The sequence below is a fragment of the Vibrio cholerae ATCC 14035 genome (assembly GCF_000621645.1).
Lineage (GTDB): Bacteria > Pseudomonadota > Gammaproteobacteria > Enterobacterales > Vibrionaceae > Vibrio > Vibrio cholerae.
On the sequence record NZ_JHXR01000018.1, the window covers coordinates 22,835 to 35,535 of the forward strand.

Consider the following 12,701-nt stretch of genomic DNA (forward strand, 5'->3'; position numbering starts at 1 on the left):
TCAAAGGGTTGCTTACGCTTTGGCGGTAGCCAACAGCATTCCGCAGCCCATAAACATCGAACCAAACAGTTTATTCATTCTGGTCATTATGTTAGGTGAACGAATATAGCGACCTAGCTGCGCAGCCAGTGCCGTGTATCCGAACATGACAATCGCATCAATAGTAACGGTTGTGATACCCAGAACCAAGAACTGCGGCCAATGATCTCTAGTGGGATCAATAAACTGCGGAAATAATGCCACTAAGAAAACGATTGATTTGGGATTGGTCAGGTTAATCAGTACTGCTTTACGCAGCAGGGCGGCTTGTGAGAGTTCATGAGAAGTTGTGGTAGCCGTTAGGGGGGCTCTATCTCGCCATTTCTGAATACCCAGCCATACTAAATAAGCCGCGCCAATCCATTTGATCAGAGTGAACGCCAACGCAGATTGTGCCACCAAAGCGCCAATTCCAATGCCGACCAACACTATATGACAAGCAAGACCGATTTGTAGGCCGATAATCGCCCCTAATGAGTGGCGTGTACCATAACTTAAACCATTGCTGATCGAGTTAACCGTGCCTGAACCGGGCGCCAGACTAAACACCACCGCGGTCAGTAGATAGGCAAGCCAAACATGGATATCCATTGCAATTCCTCATTCCTGACTTATGCTAGCCCAATGAGGTCAAACACTGATTCGCACAACCCCATTGCCAACTTATGAACCCTGAAAAAAATCTTTATCCTTATACGCAAGAGTCGAGTTTGGAGCAAGCTCTCAACTTTGAGATAGCTCAAGTGTGGCACACTCGAAGCGAAGGAACCTATCGCAGTTTTGATAAAACGCACATTTATTGGTGTAGTCTCAAGCATCCTGAGCATCAAAAAGCCGTAGTGATTGTGAATGGCAGGATTGAATCTGCGTGGAAATATCAAGAGCTGTGTTATGACCTATTCCGCCAAGGTTTTGATGTTTATACCTATGATCACCGTGGTCAAGGACGGTCAGAACGTCTGACTGAAGATAGACAAATAGGCCATGTACATGAGTTTCAAGATTACGTGACTGACTTAAAAGCCTTAGTCGAGCATTTCGATCTCGGTCACTACCAAGAGCGCTTTTTATTAGCCCATTCTATGGGTGGCGCGATTGCTACGCGCTATATCCAGACCACTCCAGCGCACCCCTTTAGCGCACTGGCCCTGAGTGCTCCGATGTTTGGCGTGAATATGCCTTGGTATTTAAGGCCATGGGCTTTGCTCATCACTCAAATTATGGCTGCCGTTACCCTAAAACCCAGTTACGCTCCGGGTTATGGCCCTTATCACGCTAAACCCTTTCATCTCAACCTGCTCACCCACAGTGAAACCCGCTATCAGTTGTTTCGTGAACTGTATGAAGCGCACCCTGAACTGCAAATTGGAGGGCCGAGTCACCGCTGGGTTTGGCAGAGCTTAATGGCGACCAAACAGTGTTTGCAGTTAACCCGACAAATCAAAATCCCCATGCTGATCTTACAAGCTGGCGAAGAAGCGATTGTGTGTAATCGGGCGCAAATCCGGCTCTTCAAAAAGCTGTCTCGCACCCAAAAACGTGCCGCTTTATGCCGCATAGCAGGAGCCAGACATGAACTGCTTTTTGAACAAGATGCCTACCGAAATCAGACGTTAGACCATATTTTGCGTTTTTTCGCCGACAGTACTATCGACCATAAAAGACAGCACCATCGACCATAGAAATTGAGGAAAAGCGCAAAGAGAGGTTTACCCTCTTTTTCCGCATTTAATTCCACTACACTAGGCAACCTAAGGGTGACGGCTCATCCGGCCAACCGAGAAACAGAGAGTTTTATGACCACTTCAGCACACAAACATCCGTATAAAATCGTGGCGTCGGATCTCGACGGCACCTTACTCGCCCCGAACCATCAGTTGAGCGAATTTTCGAAACAGACTTTGAAACAGCTGCACGATAAAGGATTTACCTTTATTTTCGCGACAGGCCGTCACCACATTGATGTCGCGGGGATTCGTGAAATCGCGGGGATTCCTGCGTATATGATCACCTCAAACGGTGCGCGAGTGCATGACCAGAATGACCAACTGATGTACAGCAAAAACGTACCGCAAGATTTGGTGCAAGCCATCATCGATGTCGTTAAACACGATAAGCAGTTGTTCGTGCATCTGTACCGTAATGACGAATGGATGCTCAATAAAGAAGATGAGATCCTGCGCGACTTCCATGAAGACTCTGGTTTTACCTATCGCGTCTTTGATGTCAATAACGCCCCAACCGATGGCATCGCGAAAATTTTCTTCACTCAAGAAGACCAAGATCATGAACATTTGGTGCAGTACGAAACCTTACTGAATCAGCGCTTTGGCGATAAACTCAACGTTGCTTTTTCAACACCTTGGTGCCTAGAAGTCATGTGTGCGGGCGTATCAAAAGGCGATGCGCTGCAAGCTGTGGCCGAATCTCTTCACCTTGGCCTTGAAAACTGTATCGCGTTTGGGGACGGCATGAATGATGTCGAAATGCTCTCAATGGCCGGAAAAGGCTTAGTTATGGGCACCGCCCATGAAAAAGTGTTTAACGCCCTGCCGGATAATGAAGTGATCGGCAGTAACGCCGATGATGCGGTGGCGCATTACCTGCATCAGCATCTGTTTTAACCCGATTCACGTCTCACTCGGTGCCTATTGCGCTCAGGTTAAGCCGTAAAAGCGCATCACCTGAGCATCACTCAACGGCAGCCTAACGCTGCCGTTGGCTATTTTCTGCACCGTTCCTTAGCCACTCACCGCGCAAAATGGCGAAACCGCTCTCAAACAATACGTTCCTTTGTTTGCACTCTGTCAATTGAACCCTGTGACGGTTTAGCTTGTCTTTCAGTTTGTGCGATAATTTTTGCGACCAAACATCCCCTATTCCATCTCGAGCCAAAGGAATTGATCAATGAGAGCCTTGCCCTTCTGCGCCATGTCGCTCGCTATGCTGTTGCAAGCGTGCACCAACACCACCTCCGTCAGTGTCGAGCCTGACTCCGCTCCAATTATTCCAGCGACCCTCGATAAACCGGAAACCATTCAACCACAGAGCTTTATGCTGCGTGGCGAGGTGGTCGTGGGCCATGAGGTGCGACGCTTTACGCCCTGTGGCAGCCATCAGCAATACTGGCTCAATCTCTCGCCAGAGCAACTGAATGAAGCGATGGCGCTGAATCGTAGTCCTTACCAACCTCTGTATGGTGAGCTTGTCGGCACACTCACGCCACCAAGCCAAACGGGGTTTAACGGTGATTATGTGGCGCGAATTGAGGTGCAGAGCATCAATCAACTGAGCAATGAAAGCCGCGGCTGTGAGCAGCCTCTTAGCCCAACCCGTGCGTTTGGTAATGAGCCTTTTTGGTCAATGCGCTTTGTAGATGGCGGGCTACAATTCCAACCTATGGGCGGTGACAAGCAACAATTTTCGATCACACGCAGTCAACTGAGCCAAGATAAACGACGCTACCAATTTGATGGTGGTGAACTGCTGTTAGAACAAGGGCAATGTCGCGATGGTATGAGCGATAACCTTTACCAATGGCGCTCTAAACTCACCCTAAAAGGCGGCCAATACCAAGGCTGTGCGACCTTAGCTAATCTTGATCCTACCCTTGAATGGAGCGGCGTCTACTTTGCCAGCTCGACTGAACAGACGGGCTTTAGTGTCAGCTTAACCTTGGAAAAAGATCACACCGCGCAGACTCGCTATGAGTATGCCAATGGCGAACCGGCTGTCGTGGAGCAAGGCTACTGGCAGCAGCTCAACCCCAATCAGATCCAAGTGGTGATGACTCGCCACCAGCAGCAGTACTTGCTCTCCGAGCGCATTTTCACTCGTGAGGGTTATCAGCTAACAGCGACACAAGAGAAGGTTGGTCAATCGGTTTATAACATCGCCGATGGAGGTTTAGTGCTGTTTCGCTCTCTGGTCGAGTTGAATGAAAGCGCTGTGCCCCCTGCCGTAGGACAAGCGGCCATTCACGCTCAGCAAATCGCAGGACGCGCTGACTATGAAGAAGATGTCGATCAGGCGATTCGCCGCTATTTTAACTTGCACCAAACGTCGCCAGACAATACGCAATATCGCTGGTTGAAGTACGATCTCAACGGTGATGAACAACCGGAACTGCTGGTGCAACTAGACTGGTGTGGTACTGGCGGCTGTACTTTGCTGATTTTCGATCAACACAATCAGCAGTGGCGTTTCAATAGCCGCATCACTCTCGTACAAAACCCGATCCGTTTAGGTAAACAGACCCATCATGGCTGGCAAGACTTACTGTTCAGTGTCAGTGGCGGCGGCGCGAAACCCGCTATACACCGTTTACAATACAACGGCATCAGCTACCCGACGAACCCAAGTGTGGCACCAGAAGCCAACGCCGAGCAAATCAGCCAAGTGGTACTGTTTGCCGATGGCCTCTCGCCAAGACAGTCAGGCATTAAACTATGAATGCGGCGTGTCCGGACTGCGGGCTTAAATTTCAATGCCTCTGCTCCGCCGTCCCTAGCTTCCACGCGCCGTTTCAACTCTCGCTGCTCACTCACGATAATGAGTGGCAGCGCGAAACCAATACTGGGCGCTGGCTGGTGAAATCCATGGCCGAGTGCCAAGCCTATACATGGAGCCGAGTCGCGGCTAATACTGAGTTACAAGCGCGCCTCACCCAACCCAACGCTCGCTCGTTTCTGGTTTACCCATCCGAAGAGAGCGTGGAATTAACCGATGCACTCCGCTCGCTGCGCGAAGATGAGATCGCGCATTTTATTGTGCTCGATGCCACTTGGCAGGAAGCGCGCAAAATGGAGCGTAAAAGCCCTTGGCTAGCCGATGTTCCGAGAGTTCACCTTACCACCGATCACGTGTCGGCGTATCGGCTCAGGCGCAATCAACAGCCGGGCAATCTCTGCACCCTTGAGGTGGGATTAATGCTACTGCGCCATTTCAACGCCGAGGCTTCAGCTGAGGCCTTGGAGCAGTTTTATCACTATTCGATGAACGCTTTTAAAGCCGACAAAAGCGGTCATCGTTGGATTGAACGGTAAATATCAAGATGGGATGACGCGTCTATCTTGCGTTAACCCAAGCGTGAAGGTCGACCCAAGAAATAGCCTTGTAAATAATCCACACCCATATCTTCACTGATGCGACAAACCGTCTGGTTATGGACAAACTCCGCCACGGTTTTCGCATTCAGTACCTGACACAATTTCACGAGCTGCTCGGCAATCCGGCGCTGCTTCACATCCTGATCAATATTGCGGATCAAGCTGCCATCGAGCTTAATCACCTGCGGCTCAAGCTTCACTATCTCATCAATATTGGAATAACCACTGCCAAAATCATCGACAATGATGGTCGCGCCCAGTGTGCGGAAATGGTTACACACTTCAATCATCCGCCCGTAATCTTTGATTTGTTCGCTCTCCAACACTTCGAGCCCGACACGGGCGGGATCGGCCACCGATTTGATTGCCGCTTCCAAATGCTGCAAGGTGCGCTCACTCATCAAATCTTGCGGTGAAAGATTGATCGAAAACGCCTCCGGGCGATGACGCATCATATTGAAGGTATGCGTTATCATCTGCCGGCTCAAACGAGTATAGAGGTGAGTATCGGTGATGATCGGGAGAAAATTCCCAGGCAAGATAATTTCCCCTTCATCTTCAATCCGCACTAAACATTCGTAGGAAGCCACAATGTGACTACGCGCCTGACAAATCGGCTGCGCATAAACCACCACATCATCACGTACCACCGCGCGGCTAACCCGCGATAGCCAATTCAGCCGCTCCTGACGAACACTTTCTTGCACTTTTAAACGCGCTGCATTACAGAAATGGTGGTTGTTGTTAAACGCGTAGCGGCGTGCTTCGATAGCACGCAGCAATAGCTCATCCGGCGAATGCTCTGCAAAATCGCCCTGACTGACTAACCCAGCGCACAACGAGATCGACAGATAATCCACATTCGGTAAACCGTAGGGCTCGAAGTTGACGTGCTCCAACTGCTCCACAAACTGATAGAAATGGCTATGAATACTTTTCCCGTCCAGCTTGGCACGAAAAACCGTTGCCCACTCACCGACCCCAATCGCATACAAACCGCTCTGCCCTGCCAATTTCTGATCCAAAAAGACCTGAAACTGTTCACTCAAATCACGAAGCAGCTTATCGCCTACCGGATAACCGTACTTCTCATTGATCTGATTGAAGTTGGTCACTTTCAGGGCGATTAGGTGCTCATTGGCCGCGAAGTTCGCCAATCGCTCACGTAACACCACTCGATTGGGTAAGCCGGTACGTCGGTCACGCCGGTAACTCGCCGTCAGTAATGAGGTTTGAGCGCGGATCTGCTGTGCCAAATTGTCCGTCATGGCATCCAAATCATGAAACGCATGGCGGATCAAATTAAACAGAGGGGACGTCATCCCTTCCGGATAACTCGGCAAGGGGATTGGGACAAGATCGTCACGCACCGCCCCTTCACGCAAGGCAAGAAACGTCATGCTATGATGCATCACTTGCTGCTGACCATGCTCATACAGCAGCTCTCCCCAACAGTAACAACCATCGGTCGGCGCCACCGCCTGAAGCGGTTGTAACTCGTGATTCTCATGCATGAAGTTTAAACGCAGCGCACAGTTAAACACCCACACTTGTTGGCACTGCTTGGCTTGTAGTTGCTGCGCGGTGAGATAGACCCGCTCTAGGGTTAAACTCGGGTGATCAAAACAAAAGCGCACTTCATCTTGCAGCGCCAGTGGGCGGTTAAACCTCAGTCCGCCTTCCTCCGCCAGCCCGAGCGGCAGATAAAGATCTTGGTGGCGGCATTCCCCTTTCATCAGTGGAAAACTGATCAGCCAGTCATGGGGTAAGTCGGCTTGCGCGCCCAAATTGTGCTGATAAATCGCCTCTATCGGCTCATCATCCAAACGTAAGACCCGATCTCCCTCCACGGCTGTGACCCGATAGGTGCGCCCAACAGGCTGCCACTCAGTGTAACCACCCGTCTCGACATAAAGCGCTTCGCCATGCAGCGCAATAGCCACACTGGCGTTTTGATAACAAGCCTCATCGAGCAAAACCCAGCGACCACTGGGAGTTTGTTTGGCGGCTCCACCAGCGACGGGCACTGGTGCACCCTGCGTGTCGCGTAAGGCAAATCGTGCGACTTGCAAGGTATCCATCTGCCAAGAAAAACAGACCACTGCTCGAGACATGCTAGTGAGCTCGAGCTGGCGAGCTAAACGCTCCGCGTCGGCAGCCTCATCGTCACTGTAATCCACAACAGCACGGCTAAGATAAGTTTGCTCAAACACGGTGATTTGCAGCAACGTCACCTGATGGTGCACTTCCCCTTGGAAAATCACCTCTTCGGTACTGCATCCAAGCAGGCAAGCTTGTGGATGGCGACTACGGATGAGCCGCGCAAGCTGCACGACATGCTCGCGACTCAAAGGAGAGAAAATTTGCACTAAGATGGATTGCCCATGAGGAAGATCCATCGTTTCGAGCACCTGATTGGCCGATGCTAAATCTGGGATGAGACGCGAGACCGTAAACATAAAGAGCTGATAAGCCAGTGAAATGTTTAGGCATTATGCAATGCAATCGTTACCGCAGACTATACTCAATAACCATGCAATGTGATTTTTGTGACTCGATGTTATGCACCTAGTTAACTATCAGAAGTAATTCCGAGAGACGCTCGATCTCCACGTCGGGTAATACGCTCGCTTTGGCGAGCCGACGAATACTCTGCCCTTGATCGTTAAACCAGCAGGCTTGAAAACCATTTTGCCGCGCCCCTAGCACATCGGTTTGTAAATGATCCCCGACATGCAAGATTGAACGGGGCTCAAGCTGAAGCTGTTGTGCTGCTTGTGCAAAGAGATCGGGATACGGTTTGGCACGGCCGTCTGGCCCTGCGCGCAATACCGTTTGGAAATAGCCACTTAAACCAATTTTTTCTATCTGGACATTGCCATTGGTGATCGCAATCAGCGGCACTTTAGCCGCTAACTGAGCCAACACCCGATGCGTTTCGGCAGGAACATCGACTTGATTACGCCAGCGCATCACTTGCTCAAGCGTCTCGCTCGCCGCTTGCTCCGCCTCTGGCTGCGCATAGCCTAATTCCAGTAAACCATGCTGCACCTGTAAATAACGCCATTGGCTCACATCATGGCACTGCTCCGGAAAGCGGCGCGCTATATCACGCTTCATCGCCAGCCACCAAGCCAAAGGACGCGTCGCCGTAATGGGATGCTCACTTAACAACCACTCAGTGACTTTTTCCTCGACCTGTTTGATGACCGGACGGTTATCGTAAAGGGTATCGTCCAAATCAAACGTCAGTGCTTGAATCGAAGCCAATGGGCGGTAAAACAGCATGGTTAGTCATCCTTATTCTTTTTGCGCGCCCGAGGATGCGCTTGGTCATACACCTGAGCCAGATGTTGAAAATCGAGGTGGGTATAGATTTGCGTTGTCGCGATGTTCTCGTGCCCAAGTAGCTCCTGCACCGCACGCAGGTTATTGCTCGATTCCAGCATATGGGTGGCAAACGAGTGGCGCAATTTATGTGGGCTGATATGACTGGCAACCGCCTGTTTTTGGCCCCATTCGGCCATGCGTTTTTGCACACTACGGTGTGAAATACGGGTACCGAGTTTGGACACAAACAGCGCCGTTTCTGCGCTATCCGCCAATTGACTGCGCAATTTGAGCCATTTACCGACCCACTCTTGTGCCTGTCCAGCAAACCACACTTTGCGCTCTTTGTTGCCTTTACCGATGACGCGGATCTCACCTTCGCTTAGATTAACGTCTTTGATATCAATCGAAACTAGCTCAGCCAAACGTAAACCCGCGCCGTACATCAGCTCCATGATCGCCCGATCGCGAATCGAAAGCGGATCATCATCGGTCACTTCCAGTAACTGCGCCATTTCATCAACATCGAGATTTTTCGGTAAAGTACGCTGCTTGCGCGGCGCAGAGACGCCTTTCGCAGGGTTAGCCTGAAGCTCGCCACGTAAAATCAGAAAATCCAGGAAACTGCGCAATGAAGACAAACGCGTCGCGATACTGCTGGCTTTCATCCCCTGCCTTTTCCCCTGCATCACCAATTGACGCACCCACGCCGAATCAAGCTGTGTCCAGTGGGTGAGCCCAACCTGTACTAAGTACTGGGTCATGGTTTCCAACTGCTGCTTATAATTGCGCTGGGTATACAGGCTCAACCCTTTTTCCGTATGCAGGTAGGCGTAAAAACGCTCCAGCGGTTGAGCCAACGCATCAGGAAGCGGGGTGCGTTCGTCGTTCTTCATCGTGTGACTGCCAAGGTAATGTCTCGATCAGATGAGCTAAGACTAACGCCAGATGGCGCAAAAACAAGGTATCCATACTCGGCTGAAAGTGGCCGCCATCTTCACTGGCGAAGGCCAAAATTCCCAACGGCGCTTGGCGCTGCAAAGGTAACACCACATACGAACCCATTTCTGGCGCGGGCCTATCCCCCAGCAGACGTTGCCGATCCGCTTGGCGTAAGCGACCTAAATAAGCCGATTTGCCATTAAAATGATTGGTCGCAAAGCGCTGCCAATCCTCACTGGCTAAACCGTATTTTTCATCATGACGCTGCAGCAGGCGCACGTAAGCACGCAGATTGAGTTCACGCGCTTTGGCTTCAATCGCGTGTAACACCGCTTGCAGCGACGAGCATTTTAGAATCTGCTCTTGCAGATCCATAAACTCATGGAAAGTACGATCGTTATTTGCCGCGAGCGACATCAAGGCGGTGATCTCCTCTTCGAGAGAGTCTATCCGCTGGCGCTGACGCGCTAACTGCACATGAGCGAGCGATACCGCGCCCGTTTGGGTCGGTAAGGCTAAACGTTCGACCAGATGAGGATGATGCTGAAAAAAATCGGGATGTTCATAAAGATACTCTGCCACCACTTGGGCAGTCAGAGCATCCGCCGTTACCTGAGACAAAATTGAACCTCAATTAGCAAGAGATTTGGCCATCGTAGATATGAGTAGCCGGGCCTGTCATATACAGCGGTTTGCCGGGGCCTTGCCAGTGGATTTCCAGCTCACCACCGGGAAGATGGACACGAACTTGCTCATCCAGTAAACCTTGCAAAATGCCTACCGCAACCGCGGCGCACGCGCCACTGCCACAAGCTTGAGTTTCGCCCGCACCACGTTCATACACGCGCAAATTGATCTCATCACGGCTCACGACCTGCATAAAACCGGCGTTGACGCGCTCAGGGAAACGCTCGTGCGATTCCAAAAGCGGCCCTAAGGTTTCTACCGCAGCAGTGCGGATATCGTCCACCACAGTCACTACATGCGGGTTGCCCATACTCACCGCGCCGCAAAACAAGGTGTGTTCACCGACACGCAGAATGTAGGTTTTTTCGCTCTGTTTGGCGCGAAATGGGATCTTGTTCGGCTCAAACTCCGGCACACCCATGTTCACGGTGATCAGATCTTCCTCTTCCACATTGAGTACCATTTTGCCTTTCTTGGTACTGACATGGATGGTGTACTTGTTGGTTAACCCTTTCATGCGTACAAAACGGGCAAAACAGCGCGCGCCATTGCCACACTGCTCCACTTCGCTGCCATCGGCATTGAAAATGCGGTAATGGAAATCCGATTCTGGATCGTAAGGCGCTTCAACCACCAACAATTGATCAAAGCCGACTCCCGTATGGCGATCCGCCAGACGGCGGATCAATTCCGGAGAGAAGAAGACGTTTTGGGTAATACAGTCCACGACCATAAAGTCGTTGCCCAAACCGTGCATTTTAGAAAAATGGAAATGCATAGAAGATAACTTTACTCCGGTAATACCGATTCTAACGCCCACAAGCTGCTAAGCTCTTCACGCTGACGCACCAAATAGGTTTTATTGCCATCAACCATGACTTCAGCCACTCGCGGACGGGTATTGTAATTCGACGACATGGTAAACCCATACGCACCAGAAGAGCGCACCGCCAGTAAATCCCCCTCTTGCAACACTAAGTCGCGATCTTTCCCTAGGAAATCACTGGTTTCACACACCGGGCCAACCAAATCATAAGTTTGGGCTTCGCCTTGGCGCGGACGCAGTGGAATGATGTCTTGCCACGCTTGGTATAGCGCCGGGCGGATCAAATCGTTCATCGCCGCATCAATGATCGCGAAGTTTTTGTGCTCAGTGTGTTTGAGAAACTCCACCTTAGTCACCAATACTCCCGCGTTAGCCGCAATCGCGCGTCCCGGTTCAAAAATCAGCTCTAAATCGCGGTGGCGCTCTAGGCGGTCCAGCAATGCTTTGGCGTATTCCGAAGGCTGCGGAGGCAGTTCATCACGATAAACCACCCCTAAACCACCGCCGACATCCAAGTGGCGGATATGAATGCCTTCCGCTTTCAGCGAATCAATCAGTGCCAGTAAACGGTCAGTCGCATCAATAAACGGTGCGAGAGCGGTTAGCTGTGAGCCGATATGGCAGTCAATACCATGTACATCGAGGTTGGGTAAGCTGTGCGCTAAGCGATATACCTGCGCTGCGCGGTCAAAGGTGATACCAAATTTGTTATCACGTAGACCCGTTGAAATGTAAGGGTGAGTTTTGGCATCCACATCAGGATTGATGCGCAGTGAAATCGGCGCTTTAACACCAAGCTCGCCAGCCACTTTATTCAGGCGCTGCAGCTCAGGCTCCGATTCCACGTTAAAGCATTTGATCTTCAATTGCAGGGCGCGCTTCATCTCAGCTTCGGTTTTACCCACACCAGAGAATACCACCTTGCTTGGGTCACCACCGGCGGCCAATACACGCTCTAATTCGCCAACGGAGACGATATCAAAACCTGAACCCAAACGAGCTAAAGTATTCAATACCCCTAAGTTAGAGTTGGCTTTCACCGCATAACAAATTAGGTGAGGATAATCACCGACTGATTTATCAAACGCGTGCCAATGGCGCTCAAGTGTCGCTCTTGAGTAAACATAAAGCGGTGTACCGTACTGGTTTGCCAAATCGGCGAGTGGAACTTGCTCAGCCCACAACTGACCATCTTCCTGATAATTGAAGTAATCCAAAATGCTTTCCCTTTTATTCTTAGTAGCGTGATTTACTGACTTTGCTCACTTTGTTTTGCATCATCAGGCATATACAGTGGCCCAGTTTGCCCGCATCCCGCTAACGCGAGAGCCGACAACAAAAACAGTGCAGTGAATTTCTTTTTCATTTTGCATATCGTGCTTATTGAATCAATGCCCCCTATAATCGCACCACGATTAGGAAAAGCAATAGGATAGATAGGATGAACGAAACTGAATTTCATCAACTCGTCGATAGCCAGCTAGAGCGTATAGAGGCCGCGATTGATGAGGCCGGCGCGGATATCGACTACGAAACGTCAGGCAATGTGATGACACTCGAGTTTGATGATGGCAGCCAAATCATCATTAACCGCCAAGAACCGATGCGTGAAATCTGGCTGGCCTCCAAATCAGGTGGCTACCATTTCAAATCGATTGATGGCGAATGGATCTGTTCAAAAACTGGGCTTGAGCTGCTCACTCTGCTCAAGCAAGAGTGTGATAAGCACGCCGATGAGCCGATTGATTGGGTTTAAGCACGAAAGTCGC

Annotated in this window: 13 protein-coding genes; 5 read left to right on the forward strand and 8 right to left on the reverse strand. The window is 50.6% G+C overall.

Going from position 1 to position 12,701, the window contains the following annotated elements; genetic code table 11:
* Positions 1-12 precede the first annotated feature (12 nt).
* Positions 13-630, reverse strand: coding sequence for a homoserine/homoserine lactone efflux protein (rhtB, locus tag T411_RS0111155; protein WP_000351233.1), 618 nt, complete (start codon positions 628-630; stop codon positions 13-15).
* 74 nt (positions 631-704) lie between these two features.
* On the opposite strand from rhtB, the gene T411_RS0111160 reads away from it, so the two are divergent.
* From T411_RS0111160 to T411_RS0111175, 4 genes are all read left to right on the forward strand, one after another.
* Positions 705-1,721 (forward strand): alpha/beta fold hydrolase, encoded by a 1,017-nt coding sequence (locus tag T411_RS0111160; protein WP_001067680.1) that lies wholly within the window; start codon positions 705-707, stop codon positions 1,719-1,721.
* Between the two features lie 114 nt (positions 1,722-1,835).
* Complete coding sequence (locus tag T411_RS0111165; RefSeq protein WP_000213463.1) at positions 1,836-2,663, forward strand: Cof-type HAD-IIB family hydrolase; 828 nt, start codon at positions 1,836-1,838, stop codon at positions 2,661-2,663.
* A gap of 283 nt (positions 2,664-2,946) precedes the next feature.
* Positions 2,947-4,491, forward strand: a complete 1,545-nt coding sequence (locus T411_RS0111170) for a COG3650 family protein (protein ID WP_001884305.1) — start codon at positions 2,947-2,949, stop codon at positions 4,489-4,491.
* Positions 4,488-5,084, forward strand: coding sequence for a tRNA-uridine aminocarboxypropyltransferase (locus T411_RS0111175; protein ID WP_000990418.1), 597 nt, complete (start codon positions 4,488-4,490; stop codon positions 5,082-5,084). Before T411_RS0111170 ends, T411_RS0111175 begins: the two co-directional genes overlap by 4 nt.
* 32 nt (positions 5,085-5,116) lie before the next feature.
* Here the strand turns inward: T411_RS0111175 and cdpA are convergent, their stop codons facing one another.
* From cdpA to lptM, 7 genes are all read right to left on the reverse strand, one after another.
* Positions 5,117-7,606 (reverse strand): cyclic di-GMP phosphodiesterase CdpA, encoded by a 2,490-nt coding sequence (gene cdpA / locus T411_RS0111180; protein ID WP_000495583.1) that lies wholly within the window; start codon positions 7,604-7,606, stop codon positions 5,117-5,119.
* Between the two features lie 109 nt (positions 7,607-7,715).
* Complete coding sequence (gene yigB / locus T411_RS0111185) at positions 7,716-8,435, reverse strand: 5-amino-6-(5-phospho-D-ribitylamino)uracil phosphatase YigB (RefSeq protein ID WP_000899908.1); 720 nt, start codon at positions 8,433-8,435, stop codon at positions 7,716-7,718.
* 2 nt (positions 8,436-8,437) lie between these two features.
* A complete protein-coding gene (gene xerC / locus T411_RS0111190) occupies positions 8,438-9,373 on the reverse strand; it encodes a tyrosine recombinase XerC (RefSeq protein WP_000786732.1) in 936 nt (311 codons plus the stop codon).
* The gene (locus T411_RS0111195; RefSeq protein WP_000084657.1) at positions 9,342-10,040 is read right to left on the reverse strand and encodes a DUF484 family protein; all 699 of its coding nucleotides are present in this window, start codon (positions 10,038-10,040) and stop codon (positions 9,342-9,344) included. The genes xerC and T411_RS0111195 overlap by 32 nt, the downstream gene beginning before the upstream one ends.
* Before the next feature lie 13 nt (positions 10,041-10,053).
* Positions 10,054-10,884, reverse strand: coding sequence for a diaminopimelate epimerase (gene dapF, locus T411_RS0111200; protein WP_000545404.1), 831 nt, complete (start codon positions 10,882-10,884; stop codon positions 10,054-10,056).
* Between the two features lie 11 nt (positions 10,885-10,895).
* Entirely contained in the window at positions 10,896-12,149 is a 1,254-nt protein-coding gene (gene lysA, locus T411_RS0111205; RefSeq protein ID WP_000384387.1) for a diaminopimelate decarboxylase, read from the reverse strand.
* Between the two features lie 32 nt (positions 12,150-12,181).
* Complete coding sequence (gene lptM / locus T411_RS1000000121575) at positions 12,182-12,298, reverse strand: LPS translocon maturation chaperone LptM (protein ID WP_000726424.1); 117 nt, start codon at positions 12,296-12,298, stop codon at positions 12,182-12,184.
* Between the two features lie 75 nt (positions 12,299-12,373).
* Here lptM and cyaY point away from each other — a divergent pair, with 75 nt between their 5' ends.
* A complete protein-coding gene (gene cyaY / locus T411_RS0111215) occupies positions 12,374-12,688 on the forward strand; it encodes an iron donor protein CyaY (RefSeq protein ID WP_001005953.1) in 315 nt (104 codons plus the stop codon).
* Positions 12,689-12,701 lie beyond the last annotated feature (13 nt).

Bases quoted from the DNA above. Each gene is read 5' to 3' on its own strand.
- rhtB (WP_000351233.1), bottom strand. From the start codon at position 630: ATGGATATCCATGTTTGGCTTGCCTATCTACTGACCGCGGTGGTGTTT.
- T411_RS0111160 (WP_001067680.1), top strand. From the start codon at position 705: ATGAACCCTGAAAAAAATCTTTATCCTTATACGCAAGAGTCGAGTTTG.
- T411_RS0111165 (WP_000213463.1), top strand. From the start codon at position 1,836: ATGACCACTTCAGCACACAAACATCCGTATAAAATCGTGGCGTCGGAT.
- T411_RS0111170 (WP_001884305.1), top strand. From the start codon at position 2,947: ATGAGAGCCTTGCCCTTCTGCGCCATGTCGCTCGCTATGCTGTTGCAA.
- T411_RS0111175 (WP_000990418.1), top strand. From the start codon at position 4,488: ATGAATGCGGCGTGTCCGGACTGCGGGCTTAAATTTCAATGCCTCTGC.
- cdpA (WP_000495583.1), bottom strand. From the start codon at position 7,606: ATGTTTACGGTCTCGCGTCTCATCCCAGATTTAGCATCGGCCAATCAG.
- yigB (WP_000899908.1), bottom strand. From the start codon at position 8,435: ATGCTGTTTTACCGCCCATTGGCTTCGATTCAAGCACTGACGTTTGAT.
- xerC (WP_000786732.1), bottom strand. From the start codon at position 9,373: ATGAAGAACGACGAACGCACCCCGCTTCCTGATGCGTTGGCTCAACCG.
- dapF (WP_000545404.1), bottom strand. From the start codon at position 10,884: ATGCATTTCCATTTTTCTAAAATGCACGGTTTGGGCAACGACTTTATG.
- lptM (WP_000726424.1), bottom strand. From the start codon at position 12,298: ATGAAAAAGAAATTCACTGCACTGTTTTTGTTGTCGGCTCTCGCGTTA.
- cyaY (WP_001005953.1), top strand. From the start codon at position 12,374: ATGAACGAAACTGAATTTCATCAACTCGTCGATAGCCAGCTAGAGCGT.